Here is an 18,420-nt window from a genome sequence, read left to right on the forward strand (position 1 = left end):
AAACATTGGCATTGACTTTTGGCACGCTGTTGAGTTCTCAAGGAACGGACGCTTCCTTCAAAACCCTCTCGGGCCTCTCCGGGCGCTTCCCTTCGGTGTTCCCAACCTTAGCGGACCCCCGGATCATTTCCTAATCCGGCCCCGGCCGGTCGATTTCCGCGCGCCTGGAATTATTTCCGGGGATGCGAAAGAGACCCTGTCGGGAGGTTTCTGCTGAGGTTGTGGCGCCTACCGGACAGTCCAGCGGGTCCTGTGGACCGCGTGCTGTTGTGTCCCGCTTCAGGCGACTCGACCTACGTTACGACTCCCCCGCCCCCGCGTCAAGTCGCGGGGACCGGCGCCGTGGCTGGTGCGCCCGATAGGGGCTCACCGTGGGGTCGCCCGTGATCCAGAAGCGCCACGGATGGGCGGCGCCCTCGCCGCCGACCCCGGTCCTCGGCCCCTCGCCGACCAGCTCGGCGGCGACCGGGCCGCCCGTCAGCACTCGGAAGGGGGAGCCCGTGTCGTCCCCGCAGGCGTCGCTGCCGTCCAGGAGACGGTCCACGCCGAGCGCGGTCGCCAACCGGGCGGGGCCCTTGGCGAGTTCGGCGTCCGTGCGGGCCGAGACGCGCCGTGCGCGGGCGAGTTCGGCGCCCTCGATCACCTCCCCGGCGCGGAGGAGGACACCGCTCGCATGCCCCTCGGGTCCGCAGACCAGGTTCATGCAGTGCCACATGCCGTAGGTGAAGTAGACGTAGACATGACCCGGCGGCCCGTACATCGTCGCGTTGCGGGCGGTGCGCCCGCGGTACGCGTGACTGCCGGGGTCGATCTCCCCCGCATACGCCTCGACCTCGGTGACGCGCAGCCGGATGTCGCCCTCGGGGGTGGCGCGTACCAGGACGCGCCCGAGCAGGTCGGGGGCGACGTCGAGGACGGGCCGGTCGAAGAACGCGCGCGGCAGGGGCGCGCTCGGACGGGCGGCGGTGGGGGTGGGGCCGGTGCGCTTCACGGGTGTCGGGTCTCCGGACGATCAAGGGGGGTTCCCGCTGGCTAGGCTAGCCGGGACAGTGCGTCACGCGACGAGGAGGTCCGTAATGTCCGATCCCCAGCGGCGTCCCCTTCCCCATGACTTCCATCCGCCGGTGGCCGCCTTCGCGGTGGAGAGCGACGACGTCCGGGAGGGCGAGCGGCTCAGGGAGGACCAGGTGCAGGCGGCGGGGAACGTCTCGCCGCAGCTGCGCTGGTCCGGTTTCCCCGCCGGGACGAAGAGCTTCGCGGTCACCTGCTTCGACCCGGAGGCCCCGACGGGCAGCGGGTTCTGGCACTGGGTGCTCTTCGACATCCCGGCCACGGTGACCGAGCTGCCCGCGGGCGCGGGGTCGGGCGACCTGGCGGGGCTGCCGCCCGGCGCGGTCCACGCGCGCAACGACTACGGCTCCCGTGACTTCGGGGGCGCGGCGCCGCCACCGGGGGACGGGCCGCACCGCTACGTGTTCACGGTGTACGCGGTGGACAGCGAGCGGCTGGGCCCTGACCAGGACGCCTCGCCCGCGGTCGTCGGATTCAACCTGCGCTTCCACACCCTCGGGCGCGCGCAGCTGGTGGGCGTGTACGAGGTCCCGGCCGAGGGGTGAGTCGCCGGGCCGTGTCGTGCCCGTAACGGTCACGCGTCACCTTCTCTTCGCCTCTCTGTTCTGCCGCGGCGGCGGGTAGCTCTCCTGTGCGCGGTTCTCCCCGCGCAAAATGCATTGTCGGGCCTGCTCGGCGAGGGGACAGTGGTGCCAGCCCGTCGCCGGGGCGGGGAGGGAACGGGAGGTGGGCGGGGTGCGGCAGACCCTGGTGCTGAACGCGACGTACGAGCCGCTGACGACGGTCTCGCTGCGTCGTGCGGTGGTGCTGGTCGTCCAGCAGAAGGTGGTGGTGGAGCAGGCGCATCCGGGGCTGCGGGTGCGGGCGGCGGCGGTGGACCTGCCGGTGCCACAGGTGATCAGACTCCGCCGGTATGTGAAGGTGCCGTTCCGACAACGGGCCCCGTGGTCGAGACGCGGGGTGCTGGTCCGTGACCAGCACCGGTGTGCGTACTGCGGGCGGCGGGCGACCACGATCGACCACGTGGTGCCGCGCTCGCACGGGGGCGGGGACACGTGGCTGAACACGGTGGCCGCGTGCACCGAGGACAACCAGCTGAAGGCCAACCGCACTCCGGCGCAGGCGGGGATGCGGCTGCTGGCGCAGCCTTTCGAGCCCACCCCGGCGGCGGCCCTGCTGCTGGCGGTCGGCGCGCGTGACGGTGACGCGCTGCCCGACTGGCTGCTCGCGACGAAGGGCGCGGTCTCGGCGTAGAGAGGGCCGTACGTGACGACGCCCGCCTTCCCGGTGCCGGGGAGGCGGGCGTCGTGACGTACGGGCGGGCTACTCGATGCGGGGCTGCTCGCGGGTCGGCTTGTCGAGGCTGGGGCCCGGGCCGTCACCGTTGCCGCCGTTCCCGTCGCCGCCCGGGTTGGTGAAGCGGCCGATGTTGCCGCCGAGTCCCTTGAGGGCGTCGCCGAGTTCGCTGGGGACGATCCACAGCTTGTTCGCGTCGCCCTCGGCGATCTTCGGGAGCATCTGCACGTACTGGTAGGACAGCAGCTTCTGGTCGGCGTCGCCCGCGTGGATGGCCTCGAAGACCGTGCGGATGGCCTGGGCCTCGCCCTCGGCGCGCAGCGCGGCGGCGCGGGCGTCACCCTCGGCGCGCAGGATCTCGGACTGCTTGGCGCCCTCGGCCTGGAGGATCTCGGACTGCCTGACACCTTCGGCCTGGAGGATGGCGGCGCGCTTGTCACGGTCGGCGCGCATCTGCTTCTCCATCGAGTCCTGGATGGAGGTGGGCGGCTCGATCGCCTTCAGCTCGACGCGGTTGACGCGGATGCCCCACTTGCCGGTGGCCTCGTCGAGGACGCCGCGCAGGGCCGCGTTGATCTCCTCGCGGGAGGTGAGGGTGCGCTCCAGGTCCATGCCGCCGATGATGTTGCGCAGGGTGGTCACGGTGAGCTGCTCGATGGCCTGGATGTAGTTGGAGACCTCGTAGGTCGCGGCGCGCGCGTCGGTCACCTGGTAGTAGATGACGGTGTCGATGTTGACGACGAGGTTGTCCTGCGTGATCACCGGCTGCGGCGGGAACGGGACGACCTGCTCGCGCAGGTCGATGCGGTTGCGGATGCGGTCGATGAACGGGACGACGATGTTCAGGCCCGCGTTCAGCGTCCTGGTGTAGCGGCCGAAGCGCTCCACGATGGCCGCGCTGGCCTGCTGGATGACCTGGATGGTCTGGACGAGCGCGATGACGACCAGCACCACCAGGACCACCAGCACGATGATGATGGGTCCCATCGTGTACTCCCCCTGCGTCTAGATGAGTTGGGATGTTTGTCGATGAAGTGACCGGCCCATCACATCACGACGGCGGTTGCCCCGTCGATCTCAACTACGCTGACGTGACTCCCCGGTTCGTAGATGTCGTCCTCGCCGAGCGACCGGGCCGACCACTCCTCGCCCGCGAGTCTGATGCGGCCTCCGCTGCCGGTGACGCGGACGAGGACGACGGCGCTCCTGCCGATGAGGGCGTCCACGCCGCTGCTGAGCGCGGGGGAACCGCTGCGCGCGCGGCGTGCGAGGGGCTGCACGACGAGGATGAGCGCCGTCGAGACGACGGCGAAGACGACGACCTGCGCGACGAGGCTGTCGGTGACGCCCGCGGTCAGGGCGCCGGCGACGGCGCCGGCCGCGAGCATGCCCAGCTCGGGCATGGCGGTCAGGACGAGGACGATCGCGAATCCGCCGGCGGCGATGAGCCACCCCACCCAGAAGTCCACGGAACTCATCGTAGGGCGGGGGGCCGCGTCGCGAACAGGGCCCGTCGGGGGGTGGATCGGGGAGAGGTGGGGGTGTGTCGCGTGAAGGGGGTGCGGGGGCGGGGGTGCGCGGACGGGGAGGGTCAGCCGAGCGGGAGGCCGCGGGCGGTCCAGCGGTCGCCCTGGCGTTCGACGACGAGGGGGAGGCCGAAGCAGTGCGAGAGGTTCGCGGAGGTGAGGGTCGTCTCGATCGGCCCGGCGCTCTGGATGCGGCCCTGGCGGACGAGGAGCACGTGGGTGAAGCCGGGGGCGATCTCCTCGACGTGGTGCGTGACCATGATCATCGACGGGGCGTAGGAGTCGCGGGCCAGGCGGCCGAGGCGGCGGACGAGGTCCTCGCGTCCGCCGAGGTCGAGACCGGCGGCCGGCTCGTCGAGGAGCAGCAGCTCGGGGTCGGTCATCAGGGCGCGGGCGATCTGGGTGCGCTTGCGCTCGCCCTCCGAGAGGGTGCCGAACTTACGGTCGAGGTGGCCGCTCATGCCGAGGCGGTCGAGGAACGCGCGGGCGCGGCGCTCGTCCATCTCGTCGTAGCTCTCCTGCCAGCTCACGGTCATGCCGTAGGCGGCGGTGAGGACGGTCTGGAGGACGGTCGCGCGCCGGGAGAGCTTCTCGGCGAGGGCGCTGCTCGCCATGCCGATGCGGGGGCGCAGGTCGAACACATCGACGTGGCCCAGCTCCTCGCCGAGGATCCGGACGCTGCCCGAGGTCGGATAGAGGTAGCTGGACGCCACGTTGAGGAGGGTGGTCTTCCCCGCGCCGTTGGGGCCGAGGATGGCCCAGCGTTCGCCTTCGGCGACCGACCAGGAGACCTTGTCCACCAGAGGCCGGCCGTCGCGGACCACGGATACGTCCACCAGCTCCAGTACATCGCTCATGCGCGCGGTCTCTCCCCTTGCAGTCGCTGTCAGTCAAAACCTACGCCACCGCCTCCCGCGCCCTGTCGTCAGGAGGGTTGTTGGGCAATCTTCTCTAAGGTAGAGGGCATGCTCATGGAACCTCGTGCGGGGCGGCTCGCCGCCTGGGGCAATGCGCTGCTGGCCGGACAGGCGGCGCCGGACGACGCCGCGGCGCGCGCGGTGGGGGACGACACGGTGCACCGTGTCGTCGGCCTGCCGGGCGAGTCGGGGCCGGTGGGGCTGACGCTCGCGCTCGGCCGGATGCGCGCCGAAGGGGTGTACGGCCTGCGCATCGCGCTGCCGGCGCCCGGTCATCCGCTGGGGCTGAGCGGTCCGCCGGAGTTCAACGCGGCGGCGCTGGCGGCCGGGGAGGCCGTGCTGGCGTCGGGGGCGCCGCTGGGGCTCGTGCCCGAGGTGAACGAGGCGGGACCGGCAGGAGACGTGCTGACCGAGGTGCTGTGGCGCTGTCTCCCGGTGCGGCAGGGGCCGGGGGCCGACGTGCCGTCGCTCGGTGAGGCGGAACGGGAGCTGGCGGAGGTGCTGCGCGACTCGACGGAGGCGCTGGCGCGGCTGGACGTGGCGGGCGCGGGGCCGGTGGCGCGGGCGAGGCTGGACGCGTACCGGGCGCGGGCGGAGCGGGAGCGGCAGGTGCTGGCCCCCGGGTATCCGGCGCGGGCGGTGCGCGTGCTGGAGCTGGCGCAGCGTGTGGGGGCGCTGGTGGAGATCGCGGCGCAGCCGGAGGGGCTGGCGCCCGGTGCGACGGTGAGCGCGGGCCAGATCGCGGAGCGGGACCGCTTGCTGCGGCCGGTGGAGCGGGCGGCGCGGCGGGCGCGGGTGGCGGCGTACAACGCGTACGTGGAGACGCTGGAGCGCCAGCGCGGATAGGGCGGTGGAGAAGGGCGAAGGCCCCTCGGACCTGAGTCCGAGGGGCCTTCGTGTCCGCTGTCCGTCCGCGGGGACGGGTCAGTCGATGACGCCGACGTTACCGAACGCCGGGTTCAGGATGCCGATGACGTTGATGGAGTTGCCCACCACGTTCGGGGCGACCTCGACCGGGACCTGGACGATGTTGCCGGAGATGACGCCCGGGGACTTCACCGCCTTGCCGGCGGCCTCCGCGTCGGCGGCGGCGGAACCCGCGCCCGCGCCGAGGGCGGCACCGGCGGCGGCCAGCACCAGGGCGGCCTTCTTGGCAGTGTTCATGAGTTGTGCTCCTCTTGGACGTTGCAGTGCGCGCGACTCCTTGGGCACGGAGTCACGTGCTGCACAACGCGTGGGCCGAGGGCACGGCACGGGCTCGCGGCCCGATACGCACGATCGGCCCAACGCGTCGCGGCTACGTCGTCAGTGGTTGACGCTGTGGTTGCCGAACACCGGGTTCAGCACACCGATGACGTTCACGGAGTTGCCGGTGGCGTTGACCGGGACGTGGACCGGCACCTGCGCCTGGTTGCCGGAGATGACGCCCGGGGAGTGCACGGCCGCACCGGCGGCGTCCGAGGCCGCGGAGGCGACGCCGGAGGCGGTGGCGGCGATCCCGCCGACCATCAGGGTGACAGCGGCGGCCCTCTTGAGGTTCTTCACTTCTTCTGACCTTCCTCGCACGTTCGCCGCGGCCAGCCGCCGCGGCTCGCCATGGAGAACGGTCGTGCGCCGGGGAGGATGCGCCGTACGGGTGACACTCACACGACCGTATGAATCTCAGCCCGGAGGGGCTCCTGGGTTTGGTGGGAGGGGGCCGAATGGGGTAACGGCGCGGGCGGCGGTCAGTCGGACACCCCGTGCCGCACGGCCCACAGGGCCGCCTGCGTGCGGTCCGAGAGGTCGAGTTTCATCAGGATGTTCGAGACGTGCGTCTTGACGGTCTTCTCGGACAGCACGAGCGCACGGGCGATCTCCCGGTTGGAGCGGCCCCGCGCGATGAGCCCCAGCACCTCCGTCTCGCGCTCGGTCAGCGAGCCCGTGCGGCTGCCGCCGCCGTGCGACTCCTGGGTGAGGAGCGCCCCCGCGATCGCGGGCTCCAGCAGGACGTGGCCCGCGTGGACCGATCTGATGGCACCGGCGAGGGCGTCGGGGGCGATGTCCTTCTGCACGTAGCCCGCCGCGCCGGCGCGCAGCGCGGGGACGACCGTGCGCTGCTCGGTGAAGCTGGTGACGACCAGGACGCGGGCGGGGTTGGACAGCTCGCGCAGCGTGCGCAGGGCCTCGATGCCGTCGCCGCCCGGCATCTTGACGTCCATGAGGATCACGTCGGGGCGCAGCTCCTCGGCGCACGCGACGGCGGTGGGGCCGTCGGCGGCCTCGCCGACGACCTCGATGTCCCCTTGGACCTCAAGGAACGTGCGCAGGCCCCGGCGGACGACCTGGTGGTCGTCCACGAGGAGTACGCGGATCACTTCTGCCAGGTCAGCCACCCGGCACCTCCATTTCTACGACGCAGCCCGTGCCGGGGGCCGACAGGACGGTCAGGGTGCCGCCGACCGCGGCGGCGCGGTCGCGCATGGACACAAGGCCGAGGTGTCGCCCGCGGGCCCGGACGGCCTCCGGGTCGAAGCCGGTGCCGTCGTCCGCGACGCGCAGGACGGTGGCCGTGCCGCGGCGGGTGAGGGCGACCTCGACGCGGGTGGGGGACGCGTGCCGCAGGGCGTTGTGCAGCGCTTCCTGGGCGACGCGGAGCATGGCCTCCTCCTGGGCGGCGGGCAGGGCACGGGGCTCTTCGCAGCACAGGGTGACGTGCGCGGGGTGCGCGCGGTCGAGAACGTTGATCTGGGCTCTGAGGGTGGCGAGGAGGCCGTCCTCGTCGAGGGCGGCGGGGCGTAGTTCGACGACGGCGGCGCGCAGTTCCTCGGCGGCCTCGGCGGCCAGCGCGGCGACCTGGGCCAGCTCCTGGGCGGCGCGGTCGGGGTCGCGGTGGAGGAGGGTGGCGGCGGCCTGGGCGGTGAGGCGGAGGGAGAACAGCTTCTGGGAGACGGCGTCGTGCAGTTCGTGGGCGATGCGGGCGCGCTCGTCGGCGATGGTCAGCTCGCGGCTGCGTTCGTAGAGCCGGGCGTTGGTCAGGGCGAGTGCGGCGTGTTCGGCGAGGAGACGCAGGAGTTCCTCGTCCTCTGCGGTGAAGGCGCAGCCGTCGTCGGGGGCGGTGCGGGGCTGCCTGCCGGAGGGCGGGCGGCGGGTGGTGGGGGTGCCGTGCTTCCCGGCGAGGAAGAGGGCGCCGAGGACCTCGCCGTCGTCGGTGACGGGCATGCCGAGGAAGTGGGACATCTCGGGGTGCGCGGCGGGCCAGCCCTCGAAGCGCGGGTCGAGGCGGACGTCGGCGAGGCGGACGGGGGCGGCCGAGCGGAGCATGGCGGCGAGGATGCCGTGCTGGCGCGGGAGGGGGCCGATGGCCTTCCACTGACGGTCGCTGATGCCGTCCACGAGGAACTGGGCGAAGCCGCCGTTGCCGTCGGGGATGCCGAGGGCGGCGTACCGCGCGCCGAGGAGTTCGCGGGCGCTGCGGACGATGGTCTGGAGCACGTCGCGCACTTCGAGGGTGCGGTTCATGGCGAGGAGTGCGGCGCTGACGGCGGCCAGTCCGGTGCGGGGGGCCATGTGCCGACGGTAACGCGTTCGGGCGGGGCGCGGATCGGGCGGTCGCAGGGGGTGGGTAGGGCGCTGGGCGTAGGGCGCGGGGCCGGTGGCGTACGACGGCGGCGGGCGCCCGTGGTCCGGGGCCCGCCGCCGTGGTGTGGTCGCGTGGGGTGTCGCGGGGTGGGTCAGTTGCGCATGACCTCGGGCTCGTGGCGGCGCAGGAACTTCATCACGAGGTAGCCGCAGATGGCGGCGAGGATGCCGAGCATCAGGACGTCGAGGAGCCAGATGCCCGCCTCGTGGTCCCACAGCGGGTCGCGGTCGGCGCCTTCGGGGGAGGCGCTGAGGTCGTTCAGGTAGGCCGTGCTGCCGACACCGGCCAGTGCCCAGCGGGAGGGCATGAGCCAGGCGATCTGCTCGACGCCGAGGGTGCCGTGGACCTGGAAGAGCGCGCCGGTGAAGACGAGCTGGACGACGGAGATCATCACCAGCAGCGGCATCGTCATCTCGGAGGTGCGCACGAGGGCGGAGATGACGAGGCCGATCATCATCGAGGTGCAGCCCAGGGCCATGAGGACGAAGGTCATCTCCAGGGCGGGCGAGCCGTCGAGGATGACGCCGTCGGTGGGCATCTCGCGGGGGGCGAAGCCGATGAAGGCGATGATGGCGGCCTGGACGACGGTGACGAAGCCGAGGACGAAGACCTTGGACATCAGGTACGCGGAGCGGGAGAGGCCGACGGCCCGTTCCCGTTCGTAGATGACGCGTTCCTTGATCAGCTCGCGCACCGCGTTGGCGGCGCCGGTGAAGCACATGCCGACGACGAGGACGAGCAGGACGATGCTGGCGTCGCCGTTGCGGCCCTGGCGTTCCACCGGCCCGGGGCCGAGGCCGTGGTCGGCCGGGATGACGGCGCTGACGAGGCCGAGGACGACGGGCAGGGCGAGGCTGAGGCCGAGGAAGCCGCGGTCGGCGAAGATGACGGCGGCGTAGCGGCGCATCAGGGTCCAGACCTGGGAGGCCCAGCTCTGGGCCTTCTGCTGCTGGGCCATGGCGGCCAGCTGCGGTGCCATCTGCTGCTGCGGCTGGGCCGGTCCCGCGTCGGACTCGGCGGCGTACATCTGGTAGTGCTGCGAGCCGCGCCAGCGGCCCATCCAGTCGTAGTCGCGGTAGTTCTCGAAGGCGGAGAAGACGTCGGCCCAGGTCTCGTAGCCGAAGAAGTTGAGGGCTTCCTTGGGCGGGCCGAAGTAGGCGACGCCGCCGCCGGGGGCCATGACGAGGACGCGGTCGCACAGGTCCAGCTCGGCGACGGAGTGGGTGACGACGAGGACGGTGCGGCCGTCGTCCGCCATGCCGCGCAGGAGCTGCATGACGTCGCGGTCCATGCCGGGGTCGAGCCCCGAGGTGGGCTCGTCGAGGAAGATCAGCGACGGCTTGGTCAGCAGTTCGAGGGCGACGGAGACGCGCTTGCGCTGGCCGCCGGAGAGGGAGGAGATCCGCTTGGTGGCGTGGTGGCCGAGCTTCAGCTCGGCGAGCACCTCTTCGACGCGGGCGTTGCGCTCGGACTCGGCGACATCGCCGGGGAAGCGGAGCTGTGCGGCCAGCCGCAGCGCCTGCCGGATGGGCAGGGCGGTGTGGAGGATGTCGTCCTGGGGGACGAGGCCGATGCGGTTGCGCAGCTCGGCGAAGTGCCGGTAGAGGTTCCTGCCGTCGTAGAGGACCTCGCCGTAGGTGGCGGGGCGGTAGCCGGTGAGGGCGCGCAGCAGGGTGGACTTGCCGGAGCCCGAGGGGCCGATGACGCCGACGAGGGACTTCTCCGGGACGCCGAAGGAGACGTCGTTCAGGATGGTCAGCTTGCCGCCGCCCACCTGCACGGTGAGGTGGCGCGCGGAGAAGGAGACCTCGCCGGTATCGACGAACTCCTGGAGTTGGCTGCCGACCAGGCGGAACGTCGAGTGGCCGATGCCGACGGTGTCCTGGGGGCCGATGGCGCGGCGGCCGTTCTTCTCCAGGCGCTGGCCGTTGACGAAGGTGCCGTTGTGGCTGCCGAGGTCGCGTATCTCGAAGCGGCCGTCGGGCTGGGCCAGGAACTCCGCGTGCAGGCGGGACACCTGGAGGTCCGAGACCACCAGCTCGTTCTCCAGGGCGCGGCCGATGCGGGTGACCTGGCCGATGGCGAGCTGGTAGAGGCTGGTCGCGCCGCGGTCGGCGGCGTAGCCGTGGGCCTGCGCGGGCTGCTGCGCGGGGCGCTGCTGCTGCTGCGGGACGGACGGTGCCTGCTGCTGGTACGACGGCTGGGCGGGCGGCGGCTGCTGCTGGTGCTGCGGCGGCGGGGTGCCCTGAGCCTGGGACGGCGGTACGCCGCCGGGTCCGTACGCGGGCTGCTGCGGCTGTCCGGCCGTGACGGCCGGGGCGGAGAAGGTGAGCCGTGGTCCGTCGTTGGCGTTCCCCAGGTGCACCGCGGTGCCGGGGACGAGTGGGACGAACTGGACGCGCTGGCCGTTGACCCACGTGCCGTTGGTGCTGCCGTGGTCCTCCAGGGTCCAGGTCTGTCCGCTCCACCGGACGGTGGCGTGGCGCCACGAGACGCGGGTGTCCTGGAGGACCAGGTCGCCCTGGGGATCGCGCCCCAGGGTGTACGGCCTGGCGGCGTCCAGGGTCCAGGTCCGTCCGTTCAATTCGAGTACGAGTTCCGGCACTCCATGCCCCAAAAGTTGTCCCCCGAGCAACCTCCGACCGGAGGTCAAGGGATGGTTGTCGTGGGTCGGAACTATTCCAGGCAGGGCGCCCGATCGGAAAGTCGCCCCCCGGAAGTCACGAAGCTGGTGCGAAGAGTGAGCCGGGCCGTGACGTTGGGCCTCTGACGGGGCCTCCCCGGGGAGTCGCGGACGGCCGGAGCGGCTACCGTGGGACCACCATGTTCTCTGCGCACACCGCCGCCGGGGGCGCTGCCCACGCGGATACGCCCACCCTGCTGGTCAAGATCTTCGGCAAGGACCGGCCAGGTCTGACGGCCGGTCTCTTCGAGACGCTGGCGGCCTTCTCGGTCGATGTCATCGACATCGAGCAGGTCGTCACCCGGGGCCGGATCGTGCTGTGCGCGCTGGTGAGCGCGCCCGCTCCCGGCGCCGGTACGGAGGGCGGGCTGCGCTCCACGGTGCACTCGTGGGCCGAGGAGCACGGGATGCAGGCCGAGATCATCTCGGGCACGGGTGACAACCCGGCGCGGGGTGTGGGCCGCTCCCACGTGACGGTGCTGGGGTCGCCGCTGACCGCCGACACGACGGCCGCCATAGCGGCGCGGATCGCGGCGACGGGCGGCAACATCGACCGCGTCTTCCGGCTGGCGAAGTACCCGGTGACCGCGGTGGAGTTCGCCGTGTCGGGGGTGGCCACCGAGGAGCTGCGCACGACGCTGGCGCGGGAGGCGGCGGCGCGTTCGGTGGACGTCGCCGTCGTCGCGTCGGGGCTGGCGCGGCGGGCGCCGCGGCTGGTGGTGATGGACGTGGACTCGACGCTGATCCAGGACGAGGTGATCGAGCTGTTCGCGGCCCACGCGGGCTGCGAGGCGCAGGTCGCGGAGGTCACGGCGGCGGCGATGCGCGGCGAGCTGGACTTCGAGCAGTCGCTGCACGCCCGGGTGGCGCTGCTGGCGGGGCTCGACGCGTCGGTCGTGGAGAAGGTGCGCGAGCAGGTGCGGCTCACGCCGGGGGCGCGGACGCTGATCCGCACGCTGAAGCGGCTCGGCTGTCAGGTGGGGGTGGTCTCGGGCGGGTTCACGCAGGTCACGGACTCGCTGGCGGACCGGCTCGGTCTCGACTTCGCCTCGGCGAACACGCTGGAGATCGTGGAAGGACGGCTCACCGGGCGTGTGACGGGCGAGATCGTGGACCGGGCGGGGAAGGCGCGGCTGCTGCGGCGGTTCGCGGCGGAGGCGGGCGTGCCGCTGTCGCGGACGGTGGCGATCGGCGACGGGGCGAACGACCTGGACATGCTGAACGCGGCGGGCCTCGGGGTGGCGTTCAACGCGAAGCCGGTCGTGCGGGAGGCGGCGCACACGGCGGTGTCCGTGCCGTTCCTGGACACGGTGCTGTACCTGCTGGGCATCACCCGCGAGGAGGTCGAGGCGGCCGACGCGCAGGGCGGTCCTGTCGCGGCGGGGCTGCGCTCGTCCTGACGGGCTGACGGGCTGACGGGCGGGGGTGGCGGCGCGGCCGTCAGTCCTGGGCCGTGCCGGGCGCGGTGGTGCCTCGGGTGAGGCGGCGGCCCATGCGGGTGAGCAGGGCGATCAGCTCGGGCGGCCCGTGCACCTCGTAGTCGAGGTCGATGAGGGCGATGCGGCAGGCGAGCCAGTCGAGGGCGTCGCCGCCGGTGGTGAGCAGGGTGCGTCCGGGGTCGAGCGGGGTCAGTTCGCCCGTGCCCGGCAGGAGCGCGGCGGTAGCCTCGGCGAGCGGGGCGTGCAGGGTGAGGGTGGCCTGGTGCCGGGCGCGCTGGCCCGCGATGGACTCGGTGACGTAGTGCGCCGCGTCGGCGGCCGGGAGCGTGCGGGGCGGCACGCGGACGCCGGTGCGCAGCGGGCGGGTGACGCGGTCGGCGCGGAAGGTGCGCCAGCCCTCGCGGTCGAGGTCCCAGGCGACGAGGTACCAGCGGCGGCCGTCGCCGACGAGGCGGTGCGGCTCCGTGTGGCGGGGGGCGGGGTCGCCGGTGCGCGGGGCGTAGTGGAAGCGGAGGCGTTCGGTGTCGCGGCAGGCGGCGGCCAGCGTGGTGAGGACGTCGGCCGTGACGCGGGCGGGGGTGTCGGCGGGTGGGCCGGTGAGGGGGAGGGTGGCCTCCTGGTAGGCGCGGACGGCGGGGCGCAGGCGGGGCGGGAGGACCTGTTCGAGCTTGGCCAGGGCGCGCGCCGAGCTGTCGGTGACGCCGGTGACCGGTCCGGTGGCGGCGGTGCGTAGGCCGACGGCGAGGGCGACGGTCTCGTCGTCGTCGAGGAGCAGCGGGGGCATGGCCGTACCGGCGGTGAGGCGGTAGCCGCCGCCTGAGCCGCGGTCGGCGAGGACGGGGTAGCCGAGGTCGCGGAGGCGGTCGATGTCGCGGCGTACGGTGCGTTCGGTGACGCCGAGGGTGGCGGCGAGCCGGGGGCCGGGCCAGGGGCGGGCGTCCTGGAGGAGCGCGAGCAGGCGCAGCAGTCTGCCGGGGGTGTCGGTCATAGGGGGCATGGTGGCAGGCCCGGGGGCCGGAGCGGACGGGTTCTGTCCTGATGGGTTCCTAGCGTGGGGGTATGGCACATGACGCGATCAGGATCAGCGGCGCGCGGGAGAACAACCTGCGGGACGTGACGGTGGCCTTCCCGCGCGGGGCGCTCACGGTGGTGGTGGGGGTGTCGGGGTCGGGGAAGTCGTCCCTGGTGTTCGGCACGGTGGCGGTGGAGTCGCGGCGGCAGCTGAACGAGACGTACCCGTGGTTCGTGCGCAATCGGCTGCCGCGTGACGAGCGACCGCTCGCCGACGCGATGACGGGCCTGTCCCCCGCCGTCGTGGTGGATCAGCGGCCGGTGGTGGGGAACGCGCGCTCGACGGTCGGGACGATGACGGACATCGCGGCCGTGCTGCGGGTGCTGTTCTCGCGCTGCGGGACGCCGTCGGCAGGGGAGGCGACGGCGTACTCGTTCAACGATCCGCGCGGCATGTGCGCGGCCTGCGACGGGCTCGGGCAGGTGCGGCGGGCGGACGTGGACGCGCTGGTGGACCGGGAGCTGACGCTGGACGAGGGGGCGCTGCGCTTCGCGCCGTTCGGGGTGGGCGGCTGGCAGTGGCAGCTGTACGCGCGCTCGGGGCTGTTCGACCCTGACAGGCGGCTCGCGGACTTCACGCCGGAGGAGTGGGATCTGCTGCTGTACGGGGAGGGCTTCAAGGTCTCGCGCAAGGGTGGCACGCATGTGCGCGAGGGCAACGAGTACGAGGGGGTCGTGCGGCGGTTCGAGCGGGTGTACCTGCGCGGCGGGTCGGGCGAGGGCCGGGACGACCTGGACGCCTTCACCGTGCGCGGGACGTGCGAGGAGTGCGGCGGGGCGCGGCTGAACGCGGCGGCGCGGGCGAGCCGGGTGCTGGGGCGGACGCTGCCCGAGCTGTACGCGATGGAGGCCGGGGATCTGGTCGGCGTGCTGCGGGAGGTGAGTGACCCGGTGGGCGGCCCGGTCGCGGCGCAGGCGGTCGCCGGGCTGGAGCGGCTGGTGGCGGTGGGGCTCGGGCATCTGGCGCTGGGGCGTGAGGCGACGACGCTGTCGGGCGGCGAGGCGCAGCGGCTGAAGACGGTGCGGCATCTGGGGTCGAGCCTGACGGAGCTGACGTACGTGTTCGACGAGCCGAGCGTCGGGTTGCACCCGGCCGACGTGGGGCGGCTGATGGACCTGCTGCTGCGGCTGCGGGACCAGGGCAACACGGTGCTGGTCGTGGAGCACAACAGGGAGGTGATCGAGCTGGCGGACCACGTGGTGGAGCTGGGGCCCGGCGCGGGGGCGGACGGGGGCCGGGTCGTGTTCGCCGGGCCGCCGCGGGAGCTGGTGGCGGCGGACACGCTGACGGGCCGGGCACTGCGGCGGGCGGACGAGGACCCGGCGCCGGTGCGGACGCGGGTGCGGGCCCCGCGGGAGTGGCTGACGGTGGGGAAGGCGACGCGGCACAACCTGCGCGGGATGGAGGTGCGGGTGCCGGTCGGGGTGCTGACGGTGGTGACAGGGGTGGCCGGTTCGGGGAAGAGCTCGCTGGTGCGGGGGGAACTGTGCGCGGTGTGCCCGGACGCGGTGGTGCTGGACCAGTCGGCGATCGGGGCGTCGGCGCGTTCGACGCCTGCGACGTACCTGGGGGTGATGGACGGGCTGCGGCGGCTGTTCGCGCGGGAGACGGGGGCGGCGCCCGGGCTGTTCAGTTTCAACTCCCTGGGCGGCTGCCCGCAGTGCGGCGGCCGGGGGCGGGTGACGACGGATCTGGCGTTCCTCGATCCGGTGACGGTGCGGTGCGAGGCGTGCGGGGGGCGGCGCTACACGCAGGAGGCCCTGGGGCGTACGGTGCGCGGCCGGTCGATCGCGGACGTGCTGGAGATGACGGCGGCGGAAGGGGCGGCGTTCCTGTCGGAGGCGGGCGGTGTGCCGGGGGCGAGGGCGGCGCTGCGCGCGCTGGTGGACGCGGGGATCGGGCATCTGCCGCTGGGCAGGCCGCTGGACACGCTGTCGGGTGGTGAGCGGCAGCGGCTGCGGCTGGCGTCCGCGCTGGCGTCGGGCGGGCGGGCGGGGACGTACGTCCTGGACGAGCCGACGACAGGGCTGCACATGACGGACGTGGACGCGCTGCTCGTCGTCCTCGACGGGCTGGTGGACGCCGGGGCGACGGTGGTCGTGGTCGAGCACGACCTGGACGTGGTGCGGCGCGCGGACTGGGTGATCGACCTGGGTCCCGGCGCGGGGCGGCACGGCGGCCGGGTGGTGTACGAGGGGCCGCCCGCCGGGCTGCTCACGGCGGACGGATCGGTCACGGGGCGGCACCTGCGGCGCGCGGTGGCGGCGGGGTGACGCCCCGGGACGTGCCGCCCGGCGCGGTGGCCGGGCGTGCGGGCGTCAGGCGTCAGGCGTCAGGCGTGCGGTGACCAGAAGGCGGCGAGGTGTGCGACACCGAGTTCGACGGACTTCCAGTCGCCGGGGAACGTGAGGACGGCGAGGCCGCAGGTGGGGTAGCCGGAGCGGTTCATGCGGGCGAGGGCGTCCCCCTCGGCCTCACCGGCCAGGCCGTCGGCGAGGCCGTGGACACCGGGGTTGTGGCCGACGAGCAGGACGTCCCGCACCGCGTCGTCGAGCCCGTTCAGGACGGCGATCAGCTCACCGACCGAGGCGTCGTACAGGCGCTCGTCGTAGCTGGTTCTCGGCCGCTCGGGGAGCTCGGGGGCGAACAGCTTCCACGTCTCGCGGGCGCGGACCGCCGTGGAGCACACGGTCAGTTCCGGCCTGATCCCCGCCCCGGCGAGCCATCGCCCGGCGAGCGGCGCGTCCTTGCGGCCCCGCTCGGCGAGCGGCCTGTCGTGGTCGGGCACCTCGGGCCAGTCGGCCTTGGCGTGCCGGAGGAGAACGATCCTGCGAGGACTGTCGAGGCTCATGCATCCAGCTTCGCATGGAAGTGCCAGGTGGTGAGGGGTGATCCCGGGCCACGGCAACCCCCTGGGCGGCCTGCGCGGACGGGGGTTGACGGCTAGCGGAGCAGCGTCTCGTGGAGCCGGTGCAGGAACTCGGCGGCGGGCTGGAGGGAGGGCGCGGCCTGCGCCTCGCCTCCGGTGACCAGCAGGACGAGCAGGGCGCAGAACGCCAGCGCGGGGAGCACCAGGGAGCGCCAGCTCAGGCGGATCTCGATGTCGGTGGGATGGTCTGCTGCCGGGACGGACATGACGCAGGTCGCCTCCATGCGGTCGCGTCGGGTCGTACGCGGGGTCTCCCCCGGGCGCTTCCAGGAGCGCCGGGTACGACGCTACGGTCCGCCGGTCCCGCGGCCCATCCGGCAGGCCACCCAGTGGCCCCTGAAGCCGGCCCCCTAGGGGACGGTGGTACCAGCCCCACCATGGGGCGGGGCGTGGGGGCGGTCAGGGCGACGCGAGGGTCGCGACGACGGCGATGACGACGGTGATCCCCAGCATGGCGCCGAGGACGAGCAGCAGCTTCCGCTGGCCGCCGGTGGGGTTGGGGTCGAGCGCTGGCATGGCACCAGTGTCCCACTCAGGCGCCGTCCTCCACGCACCGGTCCCGTCCGGCGGCGAAGCCCAGCACGATCTGGACGGCCATCAGCGCGGCGACGAGGAGCAGCGGCGCGTGCCAGCCGCCCGTGGCCTCGTTGAGCGTGCCGACCAGCAGGGGGCCAGGGACGGAGATGAGGTAGCCGGTGCTCTGGGCGAAGGCGGACAGCCGGGCCACGCCCGCGGTGGTGCGGGAGCGCAGGCCGATGAGGGTGAGGGCGACGGGAAAGGAGGTGTTGGCGAGGCCGAGGAGGACGGCCCAGGCCCAGGCGCCGCCCGCGGGGGCGATCCACAGTCCGGCGTAACCGGCCAGGCCGCACGTGCCGAGGACGGCGAGCAGCGGGCCCTGGCTGCGCATGCGCAGGGCGACGCGCGGCAGGACGAAGCCGAGGGGGGCGCCGATGGCCATGATCAGGGCGAGGAGCAGCCCGGCGGTGGAGGCGGGGATGCCGGCGTCGCGGAACATCTGCGGGACCCAGCCCATGGTGACGTACGCGGCGGTGGCCTGGAGGCCGAAGAATCCGGCGAGGCTCCAGGCGGTGCGGGAGCGGGTGACGCGGTACGCGGGGGCGGTCGCGGCTGCCGGTCCTTGTCCTGGCAGGCCGGTGCCGGGGTCGGCGGTGGCGCGGTGGCGGCGTTCGGCGATGACCCACAGGGGGACGGCGACGGCCGCGGCGACGGCCCACACGCCGAGGCCGACGCGCCAACTGTCGCCCGCGGCGCGGGTGACCGGGACGGTGAGGGCGGCGGCGACGGCCGTGCCTGCGGCGATCATCGTGGAGTAGAGGCCGGTGACGGTGCCGACGCGGTCGGGGAAGTACCGCTTGGTGAGGACGGGCATCAGCACGTTGTTGACGGCGATGCCCGCGAGGGCGAGCGTGCTGGCCGTGAGGAACAGGGCGGTCTCGCCCGCGAGCGAGCGCAGGACGAGCCCGGCGGCTATCGCGCACAGCCCGCCGGTGACGACGGCGGCGGGGCCGAAACGGCGGGCGAGCCGGGGGGCGGTGACGCCGAAGGCGGCGAAGCACAGGGAGGGGACGGCGGTGACCATCCCGGCGACCGTGCCGCTCATGCCGAGGCCGTCGCGGACCTCGGCGAGGACGGGGCTGAGGCTGGAGACGGCGGGGCGGAGGTTGAACGCCGTGAGCATCAGGCCGACGGCCAGCAGCCAGGGCGCGCGGCGGGCCGCCGCCGTAGGGCTGGGCGCCGCCCGTACGGGGGAGGACGCCGGCAGAGTACGGTCGTTCTTCGCCAGTTCCATGAATACCATCATAGAATGATGGGATGAATCCGCGCCGCAGGATTCACGTCCTCCC

19 protein-coding genes are annotated in these 18,420 nt (G+C 73.3%); 5 read left to right on the forward strand and 14 right to left on the reverse strand.

The genetic code is table 11. From position 1 onward, the window contains the following. Positions 1-298 precede the first annotated feature (298 nt). Entirely contained in the window at positions 299-991 is a 693-nt protein-coding gene (locus IF27_RS22955) for a DNA-3-methyladenine glycosylase (RefSeq protein ID WP_052851644.1), read from the reverse strand. An 85-nt stretch (positions 992-1,076) separates the two neighbouring features. Here IF27_RS22955 and IF27_RS22960 point away from each other — a divergent pair, with 85 nt between their 5' ends. Beyond that, positions 1,077-1,616: a YbhB/YbcL family Raf kinase inhibitor-like protein gene (locus tag IF27_RS22960; RefSeq protein ID WP_052851645.1), complete on the forward strand. Its 540-nt coding sequence runs from the start codon at positions 1,077-1,079 to the stop codon at positions 1,614-1,616. A gap of 190 nt (positions 1,617-1,806) precedes the next feature. Further along, positions 1,807-2,325 carry an HNH endonuclease gene (locus IF27_RS22965; protein WP_052851847.1) on the forward strand — a complete coding sequence of 173 codons (519 nt, stop codon included), beginning with the start codon at positions 1,807-1,809 and terminating at the stop codon, positions 2,323-2,325. A 69-nt stretch (positions 2,326-2,394) separates the two neighbouring features. Here the strand turns inward: IF27_RS22965 and IF27_RS22970 are convergent, their stop codons facing one another. The 3 genes from IF27_RS22970 to IF27_RS22980 all read right to left on the reverse strand — a co-directional run bounded on the left by IF27_RS22970 (position 2,395) and on the right by IF27_RS22980 (position 4,750). After that, on the reverse strand, positions 2,395-3,354 hold the full coding sequence (locus IF27_RS22970) for an SPFH domain-containing protein (protein WP_052851646.1): 960 nt from the start codon (positions 3,352-3,354) through the stop codon (positions 2,395-2,397). Between the two features lie 59 nt (positions 3,355-3,413). Beyond that, positions 3,414-3,845, reverse strand: a complete 432-nt coding sequence (locus tag IF27_RS22975) for an NfeD family protein (protein WP_052851647.1) — start codon at positions 3,843-3,845, stop codon at positions 3,414-3,416. A gap of 113 nt (positions 3,846-3,958) precedes the next feature. Further along, a complete protein-coding gene (locus tag IF27_RS22980; protein WP_052851648.1) occupies positions 3,959-4,750 on the reverse strand; it encodes an ABC transporter ATP-binding protein in 792 nt (263 codons plus the stop codon). A 108-nt stretch (positions 4,751-4,858) separates the two neighbouring features. On the opposite strand from IF27_RS22980, the gene IF27_RS22985 reads away from it, so the two are divergent. Continuing rightward, complete coding sequence (locus IF27_RS22985) at positions 4,859-5,656, forward strand: hypothetical protein (protein WP_052851649.1); 798 nt, start codon at positions 4,859-4,861, stop codon at positions 5,654-5,656. Positions 5,657-5,734: 78 nt separating this feature from the next. On the opposite strand, the gene IF27_RS22990 is transcribed toward IF27_RS22985, so the two are convergent. From IF27_RS22990 to IF27_RS23010, 5 genes are all read right to left on the reverse strand, one after another. Continuing rightward, entirely contained in the window at positions 5,735-5,974 is a 240-nt protein-coding gene (locus tag IF27_RS22990; RefSeq protein ID WP_052851650.1) for a chaplin, read from the reverse strand. Positions 5,975-6,115: 141 nt separating this feature from the next. Beyond that, complete coding sequence (locus IF27_RS22995; RefSeq protein ID WP_052851651.1) at positions 6,116-6,355, reverse strand: chaplin; 240 nt, start codon at positions 6,353-6,355, stop codon at positions 6,116-6,118. Positions 6,356-6,537: 182 nt separating this feature from the next. Next, a complete protein-coding gene (locus IF27_RS23000) occupies positions 6,538-7,176 on the reverse strand; it encodes a response regulator (RefSeq protein ID WP_052851848.1) in 639 nt (212 codons plus the stop codon). 1 nt (position 7,177) lies between these two features. Next, entirely contained in the window at positions 7,178-8,359 is a 1,182-nt protein-coding gene (locus IF27_RS23005; protein ID WP_052851652.1) for a GAF domain-containing sensor histidine kinase, read from the reverse strand. 164 nt (positions 8,360-8,523) lie between these two features. Next, entirely contained in the window at positions 8,524-11,037 is a 2,514-nt protein-coding gene (locus IF27_RS23010) for an FHA domain-containing protein (RefSeq protein ID WP_052851653.1), read from the reverse strand. Positions 11,038-11,255: 218 nt separating this feature from the next. On the opposite strand from IF27_RS23010, the gene serB reads away from it, so the two are divergent. After that, entirely contained in the window at positions 11,256-12,515 is a 1,260-nt protein-coding gene (gene serB / locus IF27_RS23015; RefSeq protein WP_052851654.1) for a phosphoserine phosphatase SerB, read from the forward strand. 40 nt (positions 12,516-12,555) lie between these two features. On the opposite strand, the gene IF27_RS23020 is transcribed toward serB, so the two are convergent. Beyond that, positions 12,556-13,542, reverse strand: coding sequence for a helix-turn-helix transcriptional regulator (locus tag IF27_RS23020; protein ID WP_052851655.1), 987 nt, complete (start codon positions 13,540-13,542; stop codon positions 12,556-12,558). A gap of 71 nt (positions 13,543-13,613) precedes the next feature. On the opposite strand from IF27_RS23020, the gene IF27_RS23025 reads away from it, so the two are divergent. Continuing rightward, complete coding sequence (locus tag IF27_RS23025) at positions 13,614-15,899, forward strand: excinuclease ABC subunit UvrA (protein ID WP_052851656.1); 2,286 nt, start codon at positions 13,614-13,616, stop codon at positions 15,897-15,899. Positions 15,900-15,958: 59 nt separating this feature from the next. On the opposite strand, the gene IF27_RS23030 is transcribed toward IF27_RS23025, so the two are convergent. The 4 genes from IF27_RS23030 to IF27_RS23040 all read right to left on the reverse strand — a co-directional run bounded on the left by IF27_RS23030 (position 15,959) and on the right by IF27_RS23040 (position 18,365). Further along, positions 15,959-16,477 (reverse strand): SixA phosphatase family protein, encoded by a 519-nt coding sequence (locus IF27_RS23030; protein WP_052851657.1) that lies wholly within the window; start codon positions 16,475-16,477, stop codon positions 15,959-15,961. Between the two features lie 92 nt (positions 16,478-16,569). Continuing rightward, entirely contained in the window at positions 16,570-16,761 is a 192-nt protein-coding gene (locus tag IF27_RS23035; RefSeq protein WP_223291180.1) for a hypothetical protein, read from the reverse strand. A gap of 193 nt (positions 16,762-16,954) precedes the next feature. Continuing rightward, positions 16,955-17,071, reverse strand: a complete 117-nt coding sequence (locus IF27_RS31860) for an SGM_5486 family transporter-associated protein (RefSeq protein WP_263053852.1) — start codon at positions 17,069-17,071, stop codon at positions 16,955-16,957. A 16-nt stretch (positions 17,072-17,087) separates the two neighbouring features. Continuing rightward, positions 17,088-18,365, reverse strand: coding sequence for a CynX/NimT family MFS transporter (locus IF27_RS23040; protein WP_052851659.1), 1,278 nt, complete (start codon positions 18,363-18,365; stop codon positions 17,088-17,090). Positions 18,366-18,420: the final 55 nt, after the last annotated feature.

Origin of the sequence: Streptomyces avicenniae, from assembly GCF_000719135.1 — a bacterium.
GTDB classification, from domain to species: domain Bacteria; phylum Actinomycetota; class Actinomycetes; order Streptomycetales; family Streptomycetaceae; genus Streptomyces; species Streptomyces avicenniae.

What these genes read in the sequence shown, in the direction of transcription:
- IF27_RS22960 (WP_052851645.1), top strand. Translation starts at nt 1,077, where the DNA reads ATGTCCGATCCCCAGCGGCGTCCCCTTCCCCATGACTTCCATCCGCCG.
- IF27_RS22970 (WP_052851646.1), bottom strand. Translation starts at nt 3,354, where the DNA reads ATGGGACCCATCATCATCGTGCTGGTGGTCCTGGTGGTGCTGGTCGTC.
- IF27_RS22975 (WP_052851647.1), bottom strand. Translation starts at nt 3,845, where the DNA reads ATGAGTTCCGTGGACTTCTGGGTGGGGTGGCTCATCGCCGCCGGCGGA.
- IF27_RS22980 (WP_052851648.1), bottom strand. Translation starts at nt 4,750, where the DNA reads ATGAGCGATGTACTGGAGCTGGTGGACGTATCCGTGGTCCGCGACGGC.
- IF27_RS22985 (WP_052851649.1), top strand. Translation starts at nt 4,859, where the DNA reads ATGCTCATGGAACCTCGTGCGGGGCGGCTCGCCGCCTGGGGCAATGCG.
- IF27_RS22990 (WP_052851650.1), bottom strand. Translation starts at nt 5,974, where the DNA reads ATGAACACTGCCAAGAAGGCCGCCCTGGTGCTGGCCGCCGCCGGTGCC.
- IF27_RS23005 (WP_052851652.1), bottom strand. Translation starts at nt 8,359, where the DNA reads ATGGCCCCCCGCACCGGACTGGCCGCCGTCAGCGCCGCACTCCTCGCC.
- serB (WP_052851654.1), top strand. Translation starts at nt 11,256, where the DNA reads ATGTTCTCTGCGCACACCGCCGCCGGGGGCGCTGCCCACGCGGATACG.
- IF27_RS23020 (WP_052851655.1), bottom strand. Translation starts at nt 13,542, where the DNA reads ATGACCGACACCCCCGGCAGACTGCTGCGCCTGCTCGCGCTCCTCCAG.
- IF27_RS23025 (WP_052851656.1), top strand. Translation starts at nt 13,614, where the DNA reads ATGGCACATGACGCGATCAGGATCAGCGGCGCGCGGGAGAACAACCTG.
- IF27_RS23030 (WP_052851657.1), bottom strand. Translation starts at nt 16,477, where the DNA reads ATGAGCCTCGACAGTCCTCGCAGGATCGTTCTCCTCCGGCACGCCAAG.
- IF27_RS23035 (WP_223291180.1), bottom strand. Translation starts at nt 16,761, where the DNA reads ATGTCCGTCCCGGCAGCAGACCATCCCACCGACATCGAGATCCGCCTG.
- IF27_RS31860 (WP_263053852.1), bottom strand. Translation starts at nt 17,071, where the DNA reads ATGCCAGCGCTCGACCCCAACCCCACCGGCGGCCAGCGGAAGCTGCTG.
- IF27_RS23040 (WP_052851659.1), bottom strand. Translation starts at nt 18,365, where the DNA reads ATGGAACTGGCGAAGAACGACCGTACTCTGCCGGCGTCCTCCCCCGTA.